Consider the following 17,825-nt stretch of genomic DNA (forward strand, 5'->3'; position numbering starts at 1 on the left):
TCTCCTAGTTATTTTGTTTCTTCTTTAGGAGGTGCAACCCTGGAAGTTCTTAAGTGCTATATTAAAGATCAAGAAAAGCCGTCGTAAAACGACGGGGTTTTAACCCAAATTTTCGATAACCTCAGATTTTTCATGATACAGATCTAATAAAGTCTGGTTATCCATTTCCTCCTCAAAAAATATCTCATCGGTCCCCACCACTTCCGCATTCTCTCGCAGTCTTTGAGATAGTCTCGTCCGTAGTTTAATAATTCTCTCCACTCCCTCCGCAGGTAAAAAGGAATAACAGAGAACCTGACTTGCTTTTTGACCGATTCTATCTACCCTTCCGGCCCGTTGAATGAGACGAATAATTGCCCAGGGCAAGTCATAATTAACGATAATGGCACAATCCTGTAAATTTAACCCTTCACTGAGGATATCCGTCGCGACTAGGACTCGTATTTCTTCCTCCACTTGCTGAGAATTGCTGCGGGGACTAAAACGATGGACAATTTCCGCAGGATTAGGAGAGTTTCCCGTCACTCCCGCAATCTTATCCACTCCCCGATTTCGCAACTGAGTAACTAAATAAGTCACCGTGTCTGCAAATTGACTAAAAATTAACACCTTCTCTTGGGGATGATTTTCCTGTAACAGCTGCCATAACTTCTCTAGTTTTTCGTCGGTCTTTGGCTGCCAAGTCCCACAGGTCTGCAATAATGCTATTAAAGCCAAGGCATCGGATTGTAAGTCTTTTTTCAATGCGGGTTTAAAGACCTCGGTTTTAATCCACTGAAAGCGCTTGCGATAATCACTGACATACTTTTGATACACTTGTTCGGCTCTTTTTTGATACTCTTTTTCTAACCCGGTTATCCCCCCAGTGTCCTCGGTTTCTATACTGTCTTCTTCTCCATGAGTGACTAAATCCTCATCCAGATAACGAGTGTCTAACAAAGCTAGATCCTGACTCCCGATGGGAAGGGGTAGATTATTGGCCATGGCATGAAGGAAAATATAGTTGCGGAGAATATGACGGTCAAGGGATTGTAGGAAAGCATACCCCCCACTCTCCAAACGTTTAAATAGATTCGTCCGACAAAATCCCATTAATCTTTTACCCGCGCGGGATAGACTTTTTAAGATAGTTTCCTCCTCTCCTGTCCCTTTACATCCTTTAATTAGATAATTTCCCAATCCGTAACGGGGTAACTTCAATCCGTTGAGAGTTATCACCACTGCTTCCGAATATAAACGCGCATAAACCGAGTCTTGTAGGTCAAACGTTATCGTCTTTAGTTGTCGTTGGGGAAGATATACCCTCGACCCATCGGCAAATTTTAGATACTTGCGACCCTGTTCGTCTTCTGTAGCATAATTATTTTTGATAAAACCGCGAGTCCGTCTAATCATATAGAGACGCATTAAGTCTCTCCAGTCGTCGGGAGAGTCACTTTTTTCAAAGGCAGCTAGGGACCTAACCGGAGATTGGTGTCTGCGATTAAATTCGATTTCTCCTCCCAGAGATTCCAGTAGTCTTTCGGGACGAATTCCGAGATTACTGTCCTCTTGAATGAATAAACGCAGTTGATTGGACAGGTCAAGATAGTTTTTATTGTAGGGAGTCGCAGTCAAGAGAATACAGCGACTTTCATTGGTGTTGATATAGTCCTGTATCACCCGATAACGTTTACCCTCTCGATTACGCAGGTTATGACTTTCATCGATAATTACCACTCGATAGCGCCGCAGATTAGGCAATTCCTGCATCACCTGACTTAAGGGGATAATTTTCGCTCTTAATTTATATTTATGGCTGTAATCCTCCCACATAGTTAGGAGGTTTTTCGGACAAATAATTAAGATTTCTAAATCGTAGTCTTCTTGCAAAATATATGCTAGAATGGAAGCGATGCGCGTTTTTCCTAACCCCACCACGTCGCCAATTAAGACCCCACCGCGTCTTTGCACATAACGAGCGGCAATTTTAATGGCCGATTTCTGAAAATCTAGTAAGTCTTGGTCAAACTGTCGGGGAATTTTGTATTCTGCTAAACCTGCCCTGGCTTCAAAGGAAAGATGGTAAGCTATTTTTAAATAGATATGATAGGGAGAAATCAGACTTTCCCGCGCCCAACTTTCGTTAATCACCTTGACAATATCCTCGGATATATCCCAACACCAAGCATCAAACCAACGATCATTAAACCACTTTTGTAATTTGGCACAAGCATCGTGGTCAAGGACATCAATATTTAATTCTCCCTGCTGTTGTAATCCCGCAAAAGTTAGATTACTACTACCCAAAAATCCCACCGTTGGGTTATTGACATCCTGTCGATGAATAAGGTATAATTTAGCATGGAGATTATAGCCCAAAAATAAGCGAATTACTAACTTACCCGATTGAATTTGTTTGGCCAAACGTTGCAAAGCTGCCTGATCTCGATTGCTAGGATTCCCCCAAGTTAATTGTTGGCAAAAATCCTGAACAATTTGTTTTCTTAAACGAGCGCAAGTAGCCTTATCTATATCATTTGAGCGCTTCAATAAAGACAGGGATTGCTGTAGTAATTCCTGGGGTGCTTTCTGCATACCAATCAGGAGACGACAACAGGACAAATCACCACCGAGAAAGTGATCAATATAGGTGTCTATGGACTGCCAACCGCGCAAATTAAAATAACCCACGCAAAAATCAGTGCGTTGGGCTGCTAATAAACTTTCCTGTAAAATTGGCAATAAATGGGACTCAATATTATCAAAAATGCGCGGCATATTTTTAATTGGTTATGGTGGTGGGTTACGCGTTGTAACCCACCCTACTGATAACTGAATTTATTTACTTAATCCAAACAGTTTTAACATTAACAAATTCGCGAATACCTTCGACACTTAATTCCCGTCCAAAACCAGAACGTTTAATCCCCCCAAAGGGTAAGCGAGGATCGGATTTAACCATACCGTTAATAAACACACAACCGGCCTCAATTTCGGTAATTAAACGCTCAATTTCTTCGGGGTTATTCGTCCAAGCGCTAGAACCTAAACCAAAGGGACTATCATTAGCTAAAGCGATCGCTTCTTCGATATTTTTGACTCGAAATAGTAAAGCCACCGGTCCAAAAAATTCCTCTTTTTCCCCCGGAGAACCCACAGGAATATCGGTTAAAATCGTTGGTAGATAAAAGTTACCTTTTCCCTCTAAACGTTGACCTCCCACAAGGACTTTACCACCCATAGCGACAGTTTTTTCCACTTGAGCGGCAATTTCCGAGACGATCGATACCGTGGCCAAAGGACCGATATCAACAGTTTCATCGAGGGGATCACCCACTCTTAAAGCTTGGAATTTAGCCACTAATAACTGTTCAAATTGAGCGGCGACAGTTTCCATAACAATAAACCGTTTAGCGGCGATACAAGTCTGACCATTATTTAACAATCGCGCCGTCACTGCCGTAGCCGCTGCCGCCTCGATATCGGCAGTATCTAAAACGATAAAAGGATCACTACCTCCCAACTCCAAAACCACCTTTTTGATCTGTTTTCCTGCGGCGGCTGCTAAACTCATCCCCGCCGGTTCACTACCGGTTAAAGTGGCGGCTTTTACCCGTTCATCGTTAATTAAATCACTAACGCGATCGGCCCCGATCAAAAGAGTTTGAAAAGCGCCTTCGGGAAAACCGGCTTCTAATAAAATTCTTTCCACCGCTAAAGCTGATTGGGGGACATTAGAAGCGTGTTTGAGTAGGCCGACATTTCCCGCCATTAAAGCGGGGGCAGCAAAGCGAAATACTTGCCATAAAGGGAAATTCCAGGGCATAACCGCTAAAATTACCCCTAACGGTTGATAACGGACAAAACTGCGACTAGCATCGGTGGCAATCAGCACATCTTCCAGATAACCGGCGGCATGATCGGCATAAAAACGACAAACCAAGGCACATTTGAGGACTTCTGCGATCGCTGATTTGATTGGTTTCCCCATCTCTAAAGTCATGGTTTTAGCCAATGTCACCTGATCCCGTTCCAAAATATCTGCCGCTTGCCGTAACCACTGTCCCCGTTCACTGATGGGGGTGCGGCGATACTGCTGAAAAGTCGCGTCAGCTAGGGCCAATTTCGCCGCCAATTCCTCCGAGGTTAGAGGGTTAAAAGTCTTGAGAATTTCTCCGGTGGCAGGGTTGACTGAAGCGATACCCATATCCCAATTGTCTCCTATCGAGGGCTATATCTCTAGTTTAGTTCTCCGGTTGTCCCGCTGCTCACACCAATTTGGTAATCGGGATTAGGAGTCAGTCTCGATGAAAAAATTTTCACCACCAGAGATGAAAGAGGTTTCCTTCCCTACACCCCAACCCCCACACCCCAACCCCCACACCCCAACCCCCAACCCCCAACCCCTAACACCGATCAATACGGCGCTGCTGACATAATTCGATCGCTAATTGGATTGCCGCTTGCATACTCTGGGCCCTAGCGATACCAAGACCGGCGATATCAAAAGCCGTCCCGTGGTCTGGAGAGGTGCGAACAAAAGGTAAACCGATGGTAGTATTAACAGCACAGTCAAAAGCCATTAATTTCACGGGAATTAAGCCCTGATCGTGGTATAATGCCAGATATGCGTCGGCGGGTTGCCCTGCACCGCTAAACCAAGCGCGCCCCGGTTCCACCCAAAGCGTATCGGGGGGGACAAGGCCGATTAATTGGGTTTGCGGGTATTGCTGCCCCATTGACTCCAACCAAGGCTGTAACCAGTCCTTTTCTTCCCTTCCCAGCTTTCCCGCTTCGCCACTGTGGGGATTAAGGCCGGATATGGCGATTTTTGGGCGATCGATGCCGAAATCTAGCTTTAAAGACTCGATCAATAGATCTAGTTTTCGGGTCATCAGATCGGGGTTCAGGGCATCGGGAACTTCTCGCAGGGGGATGTGGGTAGTGGCGAGGAGAGTCCGTAAGTCGTAGCCGGTGTGAGGGGATTTAGCGACGAATAGCATCCCATAACGGTTAATTCCCGCCATGGTAGCCAAAACCTCCGTTTGACCGGGGAAATCATAACCGGCCAACTGCCAAGAGGATTTAGCGATCGGACCGGTGACAATACCGTCAAATTCGCCCTTGAGGGTGCGTTTTATGGCTTCTTGCAGGTAAAGAAAGCTAATTTCACCACTATGGGCATCCCCACGCCCGAAAACGATTTTTGACCGGTTGTAGGGCAAATCGATCAGAGAAAAGCGATCGAGGAGATGGGGATCGTGATAGGCTTTTTCGAGAAGCGTTCTTGTGCCGATTAGAGTAATCTGACAACTGGACGAGATTGAGGAATCGGCGATCGCTTTTAACACCACTTCAGGGCCGATTCCGGCGGGATCACCGACGGGGATAACTAGACGGGGAATAAAATAGGCGGATTCCATAAATTTTGGCCGTCAATATTGCTAATTCTCCCGATTAATCTCATCGTTGACAATTATCAGGAGGGAATAAATCAGTAAACAATTTTCAGTTTACTGTAATCTCATGGCGATAGATAGTAACTTTAGGCAAATTAATTTTTTTTAACTTTTCTGTTTTCTTATTGCCCAAATTAGCCAGATTGTTGTAAGCTTATGACCCAACTACAACCCGATATATTCGTCAACAATCGTCCCGATACCGATGGAGACGAGGAAGAAGACTACTTCGATTATTTTTATGATGAACCGGGGAGTGAACCGGGGACATTAATTATTGAACCGGATGCCAAACCCTCGCGGATTATTTTAATCGACTACGATGAAGATAACGCCATTCGCAAGATGGATATCACTCCCAATGCTTGCGCCCCCTATATTGGCACAAATACCGTGTCTTGGATGGATATTCAAGGGTTAGGTAGTGAGACGGTTTTAAAACAGGTGGGAGCAATTTTTAATCTGCATCCTTTGTTATTAGAAGATGTAGTCAATGTACCCCAGCGACCCAAGTTAGAAGATTATAACAATCAATTGTTAGTGATTTCTCACATGGTGCGACTGAAAGAAGATGAAAGCGGTTTTGATACGGAACAGGTGAGTTTTGTCTTGGGAAAACGCTATCTTTTAAGTTTTCAAGAGGAGGAATTACAGGACTGTTTTGAGATAGTGAGAGATCGAATTCGCACTTCCCAGGGACGAGTACGGAAATCGGGGGCGGATTATTTAACCTATTTATTATTAGATACGATTATCGATGGTTATTTTCCCGTGGTAGAACACTACGAAGATCGGATTGAAGCGTTGGAAGATGCGATTATTAGTAATCCCGATCGAGATACAATGCAGGAAATCTATGATGTCCGTCGGGAATTATTGGCACTGCGTCGCTTAATTTGGCCGATGCGAAATGTCCTACATTTACTGATGCGTGACCATCATGGTATAGTCAGCGATGAAGTACAAATTTATTTTCGGGATTCCTACGACCACGTCATTCAAATTCTGGAAATTATCGAAGCTTATCGAGAATTAGCGGCGAGTTTGATGGATGTTTATATGTCCACTATGGGCAATAAATTAAACGAAATTATGAAGTTTTTAACCGTAATTTCGACGATTTTTATTCCCTTAACTTTTATCGTTGGTGTCTATGGCATGAACTTCGAGAATATGCCAGAATTAAAAGGAGAATGGAGTTATTTCATGGTCTGGTTAGTCATGTTAGCCGTAGCGGGAGGCTTGATTTTCTACTTCTGGCGCAAAGGTTGGTTTAAACCAATTTATGCGCTTAAAGAGGAAGCAAAAAGTTAGTTAACGAAGGCAGGAGACAGGAGCCGGTCGTCAGGAGACAGGAGACAGGTTTTGGGGTTTTGGGGTTTTAGGGTTTTAGTTCAATTTCCCCACTTCCCCACCTTCCCACTTCATAATTCATAATTCCCACTCCCCCATCACCCCATCACCCCATCACCCCATCACCCCATCACCCCACACCCCACACCCCACACCCCAACCCCCAACCCCCAACCCCCACCGAAAAACTTTTTCAGCCAACCCTAATTATTCGACCACAAATGCGAGGATTTGGCCTTGGTAACTGCCGAAGCTAATCTGTAAACCGGACTCTAGGGGAACTTCTTGGTTATGTACCTGTTTCCAGTGGCCATCTTGGTAGATAAAAGTACCAAAACGGGAGAAATCTTCGAGAAAGTATTGATAGTCTGGATGATCGGGTTTTTTACGGCAAATTATCCGACAATGGTTTTTACTAACCCATTTTTCAGTAATCTGTAGATCATTTTCCATGTCCCGTCCTATATTCATGGCACCACCACGGATTGACCATTTTCTTTCGGGACGATCGAGATAGTATAAGAAAGCGGCGGGCATGGTTCCGGAGACATTGGGCATAACCGTCGGTGATTGAGTCTCATCAAGGGTTTGCAGCAATTGCCCGTCGAATTCCGGGTGCATATAGAGAATCGGCAAAGTCCAAGCGGGTTGATTGTACTTGTAGAGGGTTAATAACTGCTGCCTGGCGATACGAACGGCCTGATCAATAGGGACTCTCGGACCGGGAAACAACTTGGACATCTGCGCTTCTTTGTCTTTGAACCCGAAGAGGGTGCGGGTAAAAACTTCGATAAAACTCAAGGCCTCTCGATCAGCGATCGCATCTCGCATGGCCAAAACTGCGGGAACGCCATGGTGAATCAAGACTTCCGCCAGACTGCTGCGGGGGATCATCTCCTGACCTGATTTAGCGGGATAAGCACCCCAGCAAGCATTAAAAACGGTTAAAATAACCTGATTTCTCACCAAAGCTTGGGCTAACTCCGTCCCATTTAGCTGTTCCCCCGTCCGCAGAAATAGGGAACCGCCATTGGGGGCGGCCATTCCGTGACCGGCGTAGAAAAAAGCTTGATATTTACCCGTATCCAAGGCCCTGGTCAGTTCTTCGGACTGCGGGCGAATTAAGGTATCGACTTTGACTTTCACTCCCCAATTCTGGAGGGAACTACTGCCCCCAGGGGAGATAGCCTGGATGAGATTGGCGGCCTCGGATTCCAGTGCCTGGTCGGAATTAGTTTCTCCACCCGTATTAATGGCGGTGAGGTTGAGGGAACTAGCTGCGGTTTTAATCTGTTTTTCGCCGATAACTAAGAGAATATTGAGACTATTACTCGATTTTATCGGTGGCAGTGGGTCCACATCGCTGGTGGTGCGGCTAAAGAGTATATTCGGATGCAGAGATATGGCCTGTTTACCTGCTTGCTGCATAATTTCCCAGGGCAGCAGAATTAAATGGGGATTGCGACATTCCAAGCGAATTCGCAGGGGCTGATTTTTGCCGAGGGCGATTCCCTGACTTTGGGCGAAACTTTGACTAATTGATGCTTGAAATAACCATTGCCAGAGACTAATACCTAGTTTCTGCATTAATTGACCGCCATAACTGCCGCCTTCTCCCGAAAGAGTCAGTTTAGGTCGAGAATTTGCTTCTAATTGCTCTAACATCGGTAAAGGAGGCATTTTTTGCAGACAGAACATTTCCTGCCATGCCATCCATTCCGTGGTTAGACTCTCGGTCCATTCACAGTCATGATGCACATATCCCCCCGGTAGGGGTGCTTTCGTCACCCAACGGGCGAAATGATTACTCGTGGCTAAACTAGAGATCGCTAAATTTAGACTAGGGATGGCATCATCGGTCATTGTGGTCATTTAGAAGTCTATAGAATCTTATTCTAGAGGATTTCCGAAAGGTAAGGAAGGGTATTAAGTCACCAATAAACAACAAAGTTCAATAATTTTTGTTTGCAAAGTTGCCAAAGGTTCTGCACCCCGCTTGAGACGATATTCTAATTCGAGAAGTATGGGCAAGGTGGCGAGAAGTTGCTTAGAAGAAAAGGATTGTATCTCTTTGCGAATGAAATATAGTCGCTTGGGATTGGCAATTTCGGCGGCGGCGGCGATATTTTTGTCGTCTTTTTCTCCTTCTTCAATTTTTAATTTCACTATTGCCCAAGTGCGAAATTGACCCACTAGGGTGGCGGTGATACCCAGGGGGTTCTCGTTGCGATTTAATAATTCATTGACTAATTCTAGGGCCTTGCCTGTCTCCCGTTTTAAAATAGCACTGGCTAACTGTAAGCTGCTTTGATTGCTGGCATTGACTAAGCTTAAAATGTCCTTTTTGTCAATAGTTCCCGCCGAATTATTTTTAAATAAACGCAGTTTTTCTAACTCCATCCACAGCAAGCGGCTGTTATTTCCCACCGCTTCAGCTAAGAGTTCGATCGCATCGGAAGTTAATTTTACCCCCACTTCTTTGGCAATTTCCCTAACTCTTTGGGCAATTTCCTCGACTTTCCAAGGCGGAATTAGTTCAAATTCTTTAACCTCCGCCTGATTTTGGATAAACTTGCTCGATTTTAAGCGGGAGTCGGGTTTTTTGGCACTGGTTAATAACAGATAGGAATTTTCGGGTAAATTGGGCAAAGTGCGCTGTAATTCCTGGAAAATATCCTCGGAACATTGTTGACAAATAACCGTATCAGCTAACCAAACTAAACGATTTCCCATGCCGAAAACTGGAGTCATCGCTTGATTGAGGGCCTCGATAATTGCTTCATTGCGATCGCCATTAATTTTATCATAATTAAACTGTATCCAATTGGGATCGAGAAGTTTTGCTTGCAGATTTTTCACCGCTTGGTTAATAGCAAATTCATCTTCTCCCCAATAAAATATTGTCGGCATAAGTTTCTACTTATAGCAGTTATCTTGAGTTGTTACTATTGCCCATTTTCCCAAATTTTTACAGTTTTGTCAGCAATACCAATAATTAAATATTTACCATCGGCACTAATTGCTAAAGATAACAGTTTGTCTGTGGGTTGATCAAGGGTTCCTAATTCCTCTTTGCTTGTTAAATATCAAAACTTAATCGTTTGGTCTGAAAGCTTGTTTAATCTGATCGGCACAAGCATGAGAGGATAAACCAAGAATTTCCTAATATTAACTATGGCTATTCATAAACACAGTTAAAGACGATCTGACTCGATAATTTTGAAAATTAATCAAAAAATAGACTCGATCGACCCCAAATAACGCACAATAAAAAAGGAAATGTCAAAGGAGAATCGCAAATGTTGCCCTATATCCTAGCGGTCTTTGTGGGATTGAGTAGTCTGTACCTCCTCACCACCGCTTTTATCGCCCCTGATCGCCACCGTCAAGATGATTTTCTCTGGAGTGCGGTAGGATTATTCTATGCCCTTGTCCTCTGGTTGTGCGCGGGAAGGATTACAGGCGCTATCCTCCTGGGACAAGTTGCCGCAGCCATTTTATTTATTGCTTTCGCTTGGCAAACTCTCAAACTCAGACAAGCACTTTTTTATCCCGACAAACCGGTTAAATTATTTACTATTGTCGGTTGGTTAGGCAATCGTCTCGGGAAAGTTACTCCCTCTCAATCCCCTAAAACTAAAGCTAAAGCTGAGAAAGTAGCGGCAAAAGTTAAAGAAACGGTTAAAGAAACGGTGGACCCCGTTATAGAAAAAGCGGCGGCTATCGGGGAAACTATTACAGAATCAGTGACAGAAATTGAGGAAAAAGCTCAAGAAACGGTGGACCCCGTTATAGAAAAAGCGGCGGCTATCGGGGAAACTATTACAGAATCAGTGACAGAAATTGGGGAAAAAGCCGCAGAAATTATTGATGATGGGGAAACTTTCGATGATTTCGATGATTTCGATGATTTTGATTTGGCAACGGAAGAGATCAACTCTTCCGAAAATCCCCCAGAAATTCCTCCGACTGAACCTGTCGCAAATGTTGAAGTCGAAACTATTGCTGTTAGCGAAACGGTGATTATTGAAGCTACCGAGGAAGATTTGCCCCCAGAAGAAACTATCGGAGAAGATACTCCCCCAGAAACTCGATCGCCAAGCGCAGAAAATCCCCCCTCATCGGATTAAAATTTAAGATTATTTAGCGGGTGGGTTAGGCAATAATTACCCAAGAAATTAACCAATTAATTTAAACTTTGCCCCCACCCAGTCAAACCAAGTTTAAAATGTGAATGGTTTTATTTTCCTAGTACACAGGGATAGAGCTTTTCGTTTTTCGGGACGATTCCTGAGATAATCTTCTAACCAAAGACAACCTCGATCGAGCAATTTTTGTAAATAATTATATTCCGTTTCTAAGGGCCATCGATGCTTTTGACCATCCCTAGCAATAATCACAATCTCTTGACTATCAGGACTAAAAGTGATCCCATAGACGATATCTTCTTCTATTTTAAACTCCGAGCGCAAATTTCCGTCCATGTCCCAGCGTCTAGCTGTACCATCCCTTGAAATAGCGGCGATTTTTTCACCATCGGGACTAAAACTAACTCCATAAACGGGAAAAGAATCGGTTTTAATCTCCTCGAAAAGATTGCCCTGTAAATCCCAAATTTTAATCTTTCCTCGAGCAGCCGTAGCAATTTTTTGGTGATCGGGAGAAAACACCAAATCATAGATAATATTATCATCGGCTGTCCAGGAATTAATTAATTGAGGCCGATAATTACTTAAATGCCAGTATTGAACTTTTCCCTCGCTTGTTCCCGTGATTATTGCTGTTCCCTCTCCATTAAAAGCAAGACTATAAATCGGTACTTGACTAGCGGTAAATTCTTGAAGCATTGTTCCTTTTTGACTCCAGATTTGTACTTTTCCATTTCTTCCTGTAATCGCTATCTGATTACTATCGGGATGAAAAGCTATACTATAGATTGAGCGCATTTTTGTGGCAAATTCTCTAATTTTTTTTCCCTGGGAATCGAGTAAAGTAATTTGACCATCTTTATTAGCAATAGCGATAATATTGCCCTGGGAATTAATGCTAACACTGGTATTATCAGTCCTAGCTTGATTTAAATTGTTCAGTTGCCAAATTTTAGCCGTTTCATCACTCGATCCAGTTACCACCTGTTTTCCATCTTGACTAAATACAGCAGTAAAAACTGATTCTTGATGTCCTCTGAGAGTAGTTATTTCTTCCCCTTGCATTCCCCAAATTTTAGCACTACCGTCACTAGATGCAGTAATTAAAAACTGGCCATCAGGACTAAAATTAACACTGTTGACAAAATCTTGATGTCCCCGGAAAGTAGCTATTAAATTTCCCTGTAAATCCCAGATTTTAGCCGTTTTATCTGCCGCTGCTCCGGCAATTTTTTGACCGTCGGGACTAAAATTAACACTATAAAAAGCCTCAATATTTTCTTTACCTAAACTCAAGATAATTTTACCTGATAAATCCCAGATTTTAATCGTACCATCCCGGGAAGCGGTGGCAATTTTTTGACCATCGGGACTAAAACTAGCTGCATCTATCGATCTTTTATGTCCCTTAAATACCTGTAAAGTTTGACCTGATAAATTCCATAATCTAGCGGTTTTATCCCTGGAAGTGGTGACAATTTTTTGACCATCGGGACTAAAACTAACACTATAAACTGATTCTTGATGGTCAGGATAGGTGACTAAAATTTGCCCTTGCAAGTTCCAAATTTTGGCGGTTTTATCTTCGGAAGCGGTCGCAATTTTTTGACCATCGGGACTAAAACTAACACTATAAACTGCTCCTCGATGACCTGTCAAAGTTTGAATATTCTCACCTTTTTGATTCCAAATTTTTACCGTCCCATCTTGAGAAGCAGTGGCAATTTTTTGACGATCTGAACTAATACTAACACTATAAATAGTTCCCCGGTGTCCTTGCAGTTGGTTTTTTTCTTGAATGCGATCTAAAATTTGTTGCAGGGTAATAATGGGACTGGTAGCAGGATATTTACCTAGGGTTTGGTCATCAGTAACGATATTTTTTAAACTATTTACTGCTTGCATGGCCGCAATTAAAGATTCTAGTTGTTCAAATTGAAATTGTTGCCAATAACTATCACCCTGGCGCTGTAATTGAATACCTATTTGAGCGGTTTCTACTTGCTGCCACGCTTGTTTTACCTGAACAAAAGCTAAGAGAGAACCCAAAAGAGAAGCAATTAAAATTACTGAGCCAATTTTAATTCTCTTGGTGGCTTTTTGGTGAGCAATTGCTAAAATTTTATTAGCTTGCTTCTGAGTTTCTAGGCTAATTTCTGCCTCTCTTTTATCGAGATTTTGACTAGCAGTTAAAAACTGATAATCAAGATTACTTAAGCTTTTCCCCTGAGACCAATCGAGGGCATTATTTAAAGCTTTTCCGCGTAAAAGCCGCGATTCATCGGTATAATTAGACTGTTGCCAAGCGGCAATCGCTTCTGAGTAGGGACGCAATTGCTCTAATTGTTTTTCCACCCAATTGAGATTAAATATTTCTCGATAAATAGGATTATAAACTACTAATTGATTATCCTTTTTTACCACTAACCCCGATAACCTTAATTCCCCTTGTTCTGGACTATCATCGCACAGGATTGCACCTTTTTCTAAAATTTGTTGATAGATGCCTAACAAACGACCCGCTTTGTCTTGATTTCTTAACAAGCGATCGGCAATAGTTCGCAGATGAACTGGTTCATCATGAGATTCCCAATTATTAATAATTCTCTCTTTGATCAGCGTCTCAATATCTAAATTACTTTCCAGCAATAGCTGACAGATTTTCTGGGTTAAAAATGGCTGTCCTCCCGTCCAAAAAATAACTTTTTCTAACCAGTCGGGTTGATAATTACTTTGACCGGATAATCCCGCGGCTAGAGGAGCAATTTCTGGAAGATTAAATCCTGTTAATTCGATCGCCTGGCCGATATTAAAAGATGTTTGGGTCTTTTCGCGAATTAAATCTGCTGGGGTAGCAACACCGAATAAAGCGAAAGTAATTCTTTCATACTGGGTATTTTCTGCTCTTTGGTTATAACAATAACGAATCAGGGAAAAAAAGTCATCTAGAGAAAACTGTAAACTGAGAATTTTATCGATCTCGTCGATAAAAATATATATTTTCTCTCCCCGACAATAAACTAATAAAACTTCCTCGATAAATTGTCCCAAACGCTGCACGGGAGGTAAATCCTCTCGCTCGCGCAACCAGGATTTAAGATTAATTTTTCCCGTCAGATTAAATCCTAAAAACAAACGGGTGATCACCCCGTTATACCATTGGGATAAATTATCATTACTACCAAGACTGGTTATATCTACCGCCGCACAATCCCTGCCCGATTGCTGTAAAATATGAGTCACTCGTACCCTTAAACTGGATTTACCCATCTGACGACAGTTAAAAACGTAGCAAAATTGACCGTTTTTTAACGCCGTTAACAGTTCTCGATCGGCATTTCTCTCGATATAGGTAGGATGGTTATAGGCAAGACTACCCCCAACACGATATTGATAATTCATTATTCTTAAACAAAGTTATTTTAATGTCACCAACGCAAATAAAATAGACAATTGTGATTTAGATATATATAATGCAAGGATAATCGCTATTGACAACCTATCTACAAGGCAATTATGAAGAAAACTTTTTTCACCTCCATCGCCGTTAGTGCCACCCTTGTCAGTGGTACTGTTTTGGGTACTCTTGATGCTGGCAGTGCCTCCGCTTGTGCTTTCGCTAAAGCTAAAGGCATTTTTGGCAGCAATAACAGCTTCCATGTCGATCCTAACAAACTTATTTTAGGGGTTGCCACCGCTACAGGAGCAATCACCGTAGCCGGTGTTTTAAGCTACCGTCGTTTTCACTCCGGACAGCCTCCCGAAGATGCCGCCGCTAACCTGCCGTCGGTATTTCCTATCCCCATTCCCCCCGCAGCTTTAAATGCCGCAGTGGAGGCGGAAGAAGCGGCAGAAACCAGCCAAATCTCCTAAAAATCTGCTATATTTCCTCAAAAAAGGTGTTGGCATCCCCGCAGCTTTCCCGCTAGGCAACACCTTTTTCTGCCTAATTGTGTCCCAGTTATCAGAATTTTCAGCGATTTTTAAGTTATGTTAAAAAGTGCAACCCTACCACCAGAGGTAAAGATGGGCAACTCTACCACATTTTCTGACACCCCACTTCATAAAGATCATCACACTTGGGAGCATTTAAAACAAGCCATCGCCGCTAGTTCCGGTTTTCGGCGTTGGCAGCAAGAACAACTAGAATCAGGTAAAAATAGAGACGATGCTGATGCTCGCATTTGTTCCTATCTACGGGAAACTTTAGAAACTTTAGCCTACTAGATTGATGCTCCCCAGCTATGACGGCATGGGGACTTTTTTTGTCCGTTTAAGCTAATTTGAAGATCTTATTTTCTGCGCGCCTCGTAACCCAACAACCAGACAAAAGCGACAATTAAAGGCAGGAAATAATAAATAGCTCGATAGGCGATTAAAGAGCCTAAAAGCTCGGCATTAGATACATATTCTGGCCGTAATCTCAGCATGATAAACTCAAAAACACCTATTCCCCCCGGCACATTGCTTAATACCCCTGCCGTCATGGCAAATACATAGAGACCGAAAAATCCTAAAAACGAAGTATTGTAGCTGCCCGGGAGAAGAAGATAGAGAACTCTAGCGGCTAATATCCAATCAATAAAAGTCAACAAAATCAAAGCCAGGGAAAGAGTCCAAGAGGGTAAATAGATGTTTTCTTGGCCGATTCTTATTGGTTTTTTATAGGTGAGAGTCAAGAAAAAATATCCCGTAACCAGCAATAAAAAAATTATTCCTAAAGGTTTAGTAGTTAAAAAAGGTAATTTTAAAAGTTGAGGAATCCGTTGGGGATCGAGGAGGAAACTTAAACCACCAATCCCTAACATTCCTAACCAAAAGCTTAAATGGGTAAAAGTAATAACTTTGGCAATATCCACCACCCCCACCCCCGCAGGAGTATAGAAACGATAACGAATTGCTGTCCCAGAAAATAAGGTCAAACCAATGGTATTACCAAGAGCATAACTGATAAAAGCAGCGCGGATAATAGTGCCTAAAGCTAAGGGATGATTGATATAATAAAAACCTAGGCGATCATAACCCGTCATCGACAAATAACCCAAAGCCATCCAAAAAATAGCTTCTAGCTTACGACTTGTGGTAAGATGATCCAAACTAGCCAACAGTTGAGCAAAAGTGTAGTGTTTAAATTCTTGACTAATTGCCCAGACCGCTAGAATAAATAAACTCAAAGACAGGATAATCGGAGCAAAACGCCAGATTTTTTTATACATCTTACTTTTTACGAATTACTTTTGACTCATTAAAATTTATGAAAAGATCAAAGCTAGATTTAGCTAAACGTTTAAATCGATCCCGAAAAAGGAAATATGATAAATTCCTGACTTCCTCCTTATATTTAACAATTATTCTGGGTTTATTTTATCTACTCTACCTCAATCTTCCTTGGTCTTTTCATCTTTTTGTGCATTGGGTGACTAAAGGGGGTGATTTAGACAAAATTCCTGCCAAATTTTATTCAGAACTTAATCAATTATGTTTGAGAGCAGATAGTAGGGGGGAAGTAAGAACGAGAAACTATACAGAACATACAGAAATCGCCGAATCTCTCGGTACATTTAGATGTACTTTAGTTAATGGTGGTCAAGAATGGTTAATAGAAGATTATAAATCTTTTAGTTCTGCCGATGAAGCGATTTTAGGCACTCAGTTAGCGGTTTTTATCACCGAGATTTTGGGAACAGATTATAGTTATAACATTCGCGCTTATATTCCTAATACTAAGTATCAAATAGCTCCCAAAACCAAATCATAGACTAGGGATGGGTTTCTCACCCATCCTTAGAAAAAAATTAGTTTTCCGATACGGGTTTTGGTCGGGAAGGCCGAGGGATAGGGGATTGTCCGGGGGTAAAAGGTCGTTTTTCTCCTTCCCCCGAGGGATGACGATTTTTATCAAAAGGCTTTTTAAAACCTCCCTTACCCATCGGTTTTTTCTTGCTGGCAAAACCGAGGTCTAAACCTTCCAAAATGGTTAAGGCATCTCCTTTAAGTTGTACCTGAAAATCCCAAAAACGACTGATCGGTTTACCAGGTAAAGTGCCGCGCAATTTTAGTTTAAAAAACTTGGGTTTGTCTGCTTCAGTTTTGGGCATTTGTCGGATTTTGACCACTACCGCTTGATTTTCCCGTTCGGTAAAGATGACTTCGCCTCGAATCGAGAAATAACCCGGGGTAGAAGCGAGGAGAGGCTCTATCTCCTGATCATCCTCCTTTTTCAGGGTTTCTGGTTCCCAAACACCGACAATCTGAACATGAAGGGCATCATTTTCCTGACGGGTGCGCGGATAAACCACCCAAAGATGCGGTTTTTCCAGATCGAGATGATTTTTGACCAAACTGATCACTCGACCGAGAATCACAGAATCGATCGGAGTACCATCGGCAGTTAAAATATTGCCTTTAGTTAATTGTTCCTCCGATCGCTGATAATGGCCATAGACGAGACCGATCGCCCGATACTGCCGCAGATGACTGGGAGGGGGGATCGGTTGTTGACGTTTGACTTCTGCGGGGGTGGCTGACTCTACGGCTAAATCAGCCTCGGTATGGGGGGATTCAAGGGGGACTTCCTGAAGTGGAAATTCAGGAGTCGGGGGGGTTTTCGGTGATTCGGTAAACCGATTCCCAGGACGATTCATATCACACTCCTAGCGGCGGAGACACATAGTAAATTAGTAATCAAGCAAGTCAAAAGCGCGATCTGGGGGGTTACAATAACCCTCTAGGGCGACTCTACTGGCATCTAGTATATTAAGAACCTTGACATCCTCACCGCCGTAAACGGACGGTGATTCCCAAACCTCACGATTTAGGTTTCTGCTTCTTTCCCTTGCGGGGTTTCGCACCTGCCTTAACAGATTTACTCTGTTCTGGTCTT

Annotated in this window: 13 protein-coding genes and 3 pseudogenes; 6 read left to right on the plus strand and 10 right to left on the minus strand. The window is 42.7% G+C overall.

Going from position 1 to position 17,825, the window contains the following annotated elements:
- A pseudogene (locus EWV84_RS23005) lies at window positions 1-87 on the plus strand (IS200/IS605 family transposase); the annotation flags it as partial.
- 12 nt (window positions 88-99) lie between these two features.
- Here the strand turns inward: EWV84_RS23005 and EWV84_RS02500 are convergent.
- From EWV84_RS02500 to pdxA, 3 genes are all read right to left on the minus strand, one after another.
- Window positions 100-2,760 (minus strand): helicase-related protein, encoded by a 2,661-nt coding sequence (locus EWV84_RS02500; protein WP_287076219.1) that lies wholly within the window; start codon window positions 2,758-2,760, stop codon window positions 100-102.
- Between the two features lie 64 nt (window positions 2,761-2,824).
- Entirely contained in the window at window positions 2,825-4,189 is a 1,365-nt protein-coding gene (locus EWV84_RS02505; RefSeq protein WP_286824050.1) for an NAD-dependent succinate-semialdehyde dehydrogenase, read from the minus strand.
- 199 nt (window positions 4,190-4,388) lie between these two features.
- Complete coding sequence (gene pdxA / locus EWV84_RS02510) at window positions 4,389-5,405, minus strand: 4-hydroxythreonine-4-phosphate dehydrogenase PdxA (RefSeq protein WP_287076221.1); 1,017 nt, start codon at window positions 5,403-5,405, stop codon at window positions 4,389-4,391.
- A gap of 192 nt (window positions 5,406-5,597) precedes the next feature.
- On the opposite strand from pdxA, the gene corA reads away from it, so the two are divergent.
- The gene (gene corA / locus EWV84_RS02515; protein ID WP_287076222.1) at window positions 5,598-6,755 is read left to right on the plus strand and encodes a magnesium/cobalt transporter CorA; all 1,158 of its coding nucleotides are present in this window, start codon (window positions 5,598-5,600) and stop codon (window positions 6,753-6,755) included.
- A gap of 246 nt (window positions 6,756-7,001) precedes the next feature.
- Here the strand turns inward: corA and EWV84_RS02520 are convergent, their stop codons facing one another.
- The 3 genes and pseudogenes from EWV84_RS02520 to EWV84_RS22730 form a co-directional block, all read right to left on the minus strand.
- Complete coding sequence (locus EWV84_RS02520) at window positions 7,002-8,657, minus strand: CHAT domain-containing protein (RefSeq protein ID WP_287076235.1); 1,656 nt, start codon at window positions 8,655-8,657, stop codon at window positions 7,002-7,004.
- A 63-nt stretch (window positions 8,658-8,720) separates the two neighbouring features.
- Complete coding sequence (holA, locus tag EWV84_RS02525) at window positions 8,721-9,704, minus strand: DNA polymerase III subunit delta (RefSeq protein WP_286827336.1); 984 nt, start codon at window positions 9,702-9,704, stop codon at window positions 8,721-8,723.
- A gap of 35 nt (window positions 9,705-9,739) precedes the next feature.
- Window positions 9,740-9,928, minus strand: a pseudogene (locus EWV84_RS22730) (WD40 repeat domain-containing protein).
- A 165-nt stretch (window positions 9,929-10,093) separates the two neighbouring features.
- Here EWV84_RS22730 and EWV84_RS02530 point away from each other — a divergent pair.
- Window positions 10,094-10,924: a Ycf66 family protein gene (locus EWV84_RS02530; protein ID WP_287076223.1), complete on the plus strand. Its 831-nt coding sequence runs from the start codon at window positions 10,094-10,096 to the stop codon at window positions 10,922-10,924.
- Window positions 10,925-11,017: 93 nt separating this feature from the next.
- On the opposite strand, the gene EWV84_RS02535 is transcribed toward EWV84_RS02530, so the two are convergent.
- A complete protein-coding gene (locus EWV84_RS02535) occupies window positions 11,018-14,344 on the minus strand; it encodes an AAA-like domain-containing protein (protein ID WP_287076224.1) in 3,327 nt (1,108 codons plus the stop codon).
- A gap of 114 nt (window positions 14,345-14,458) precedes the next feature.
- On the opposite strand from EWV84_RS02535, the gene EWV84_RS02540 reads away from it, so the two are divergent.
- Together EWV84_RS02540 and EWV84_RS02545 are read left to right on the plus strand one after the other, a co-directional pair.
- Window positions 14,459-14,815, plus strand: a complete 357-nt coding sequence (locus EWV84_RS02540) for a hypothetical protein (protein WP_287076226.1) — start codon at window positions 14,459-14,461, stop codon at window positions 14,813-14,815.
- A 117-nt stretch (window positions 14,816-14,932) separates the two neighbouring features.
- Window positions 14,933-15,169, plus strand: a complete 237-nt coding sequence (locus EWV84_RS02545) for a hypothetical protein (protein WP_080603301.1) — start codon at window positions 14,933-14,935, stop codon at window positions 15,167-15,169.
- A gap of 65 nt (window positions 15,170-15,234) precedes the next feature.
- Here the strand turns inward: EWV84_RS02545 and EWV84_RS02550 are convergent, their stop codons facing one another.
- Window positions 15,235-16,158: a lysylphosphatidylglycerol synthase domain-containing protein gene (locus EWV84_RS02550; RefSeq protein WP_287076230.1), complete on the minus strand. Its 924-nt coding sequence runs from the start codon at window positions 16,156-16,158 to the stop codon at window positions 15,235-15,237.
- 38 nt (window positions 16,159-16,196) lie between these two features.
- Between EWV84_RS02550 and EWV84_RS02555 the strand changes: the two genes are divergently transcribed.
- A complete protein-coding gene (locus tag EWV84_RS02555) occupies window positions 16,197-16,700 on the plus strand; it encodes a hypothetical protein (RefSeq protein ID WP_287076233.1) in 504 nt (167 codons plus the stop codon).
- Window positions 16,701-16,737: 37 nt separating this feature from the next.
- Here the strand turns inward: EWV84_RS02555 and patR are convergent, their stop codons facing one another.
- Window positions 16,738-17,586, minus strand: coding sequence for a heterocyst master regulator PatR (gene patR, locus EWV84_RS02560; RefSeq protein ID WP_286827331.1), 849 nt, complete (start codon window positions 17,584-17,586; stop codon window positions 16,738-16,740).
- A 33-nt stretch (window positions 17,587-17,619) separates the two neighbouring features.
- Window positions 17,620-17,825, minus strand: a pseudogene (locus tag EWV84_RS02565) (hypothetical protein); the annotation flags it as partial.

The sequence above is a fragment of the Microcystis sp. M_QC_C_20170808_M3Col genome, assembly GCF_007095505.1.
GTDB lineage: Bacteria > Cyanobacteriota > Cyanobacteriia > Cyanobacteriales > Microcystaceae > Microcystis.

What these genes read in the sequence shown, in the direction of transcription:
- EWV84_RS02545 (WP_080603301.1), top strand. Translation starts at nt 14,933, where the DNA reads ATGTTAAAAAGTGCAACCCTACCACCAGAGGTAAAGATGGGCAACTCT.
- EWV84_RS02550 (WP_287076230.1), bottom strand. Translation starts at nt 16,158, where the DNA reads ATGTATAAAAAAATCTGGCGTTTTGCTCCGATTATCCTGTCTTTGAGT.
- EWV84_RS02535 (WP_287076224.1), bottom strand. Translation starts at nt 14,344, where the DNA reads ATGAATTATCAATATCGTGTTGGGGGTAGTCTTGCCTATAACCATCCT.
- EWV84_RS02530 (WP_287076223.1), top strand. Translation starts at nt 10,094, where the DNA reads ATGTTGCCCTATATCCTAGCGGTCTTTGTGGGATTGAGTAGTCTGTAC.
- corA (WP_287076222.1), top strand. Translation starts at nt 5,598, where the DNA reads ATGACCCAACTACAACCCGATATATTCGTCAACAATCGTCCCGATACC.
- EWV84_RS02505 (WP_286824050.1), bottom strand. Translation starts at nt 4,189, where the DNA reads ATGGGTATCGCTTCAGTCAACCCTGCCACCGGAGAAATTCTCAAGACT.
- EWV84_RS02500 (WP_287076219.1), bottom strand. Translation starts at nt 2,760, where the DNA reads ATGCCGCGCATTTTTGATAATATTGAGTCCCATTTATTGCCAATTTTA.
- pdxA (WP_287076221.1), bottom strand. Translation starts at nt 5,405, where the DNA reads ATGGAATCCGCCTATTTTATTCCCCGTCTAGTTATCCCCGTCGGTGAT.
- patR (WP_286827331.1), bottom strand. Translation starts at nt 17,586, where the DNA reads ATGAATCGTCCTGGGAATCGGTTTACCGAATCACCGAAAACCCCCCCG.
- EWV84_RS02555 (WP_287076233.1), top strand. Translation starts at nt 16,197, where the DNA reads ATGAAAAGATCAAAGCTAGATTTAGCTAAACGTTTAAATCGATCCCGA.
- EWV84_RS02520 (WP_287076235.1), bottom strand. Translation starts at nt 8,657, where the DNA reads ATGACCGATGATGCCATCCCTAGTCTAAATTTAGCGATCTCTAGTTTA.
- holA (WP_286827336.1), bottom strand. Translation starts at nt 9,704, where the DNA reads ATGCCGACAATATTTTATTGGGGAGAAGATGAATTTGCTATTAACCAA.
- EWV84_RS02540 (WP_287076226.1), top strand. Translation starts at nt 14,459, where the DNA reads ATGAAGAAAACTTTTTTCACCTCCATCGCCGTTAGTGCCACCCTTGTC.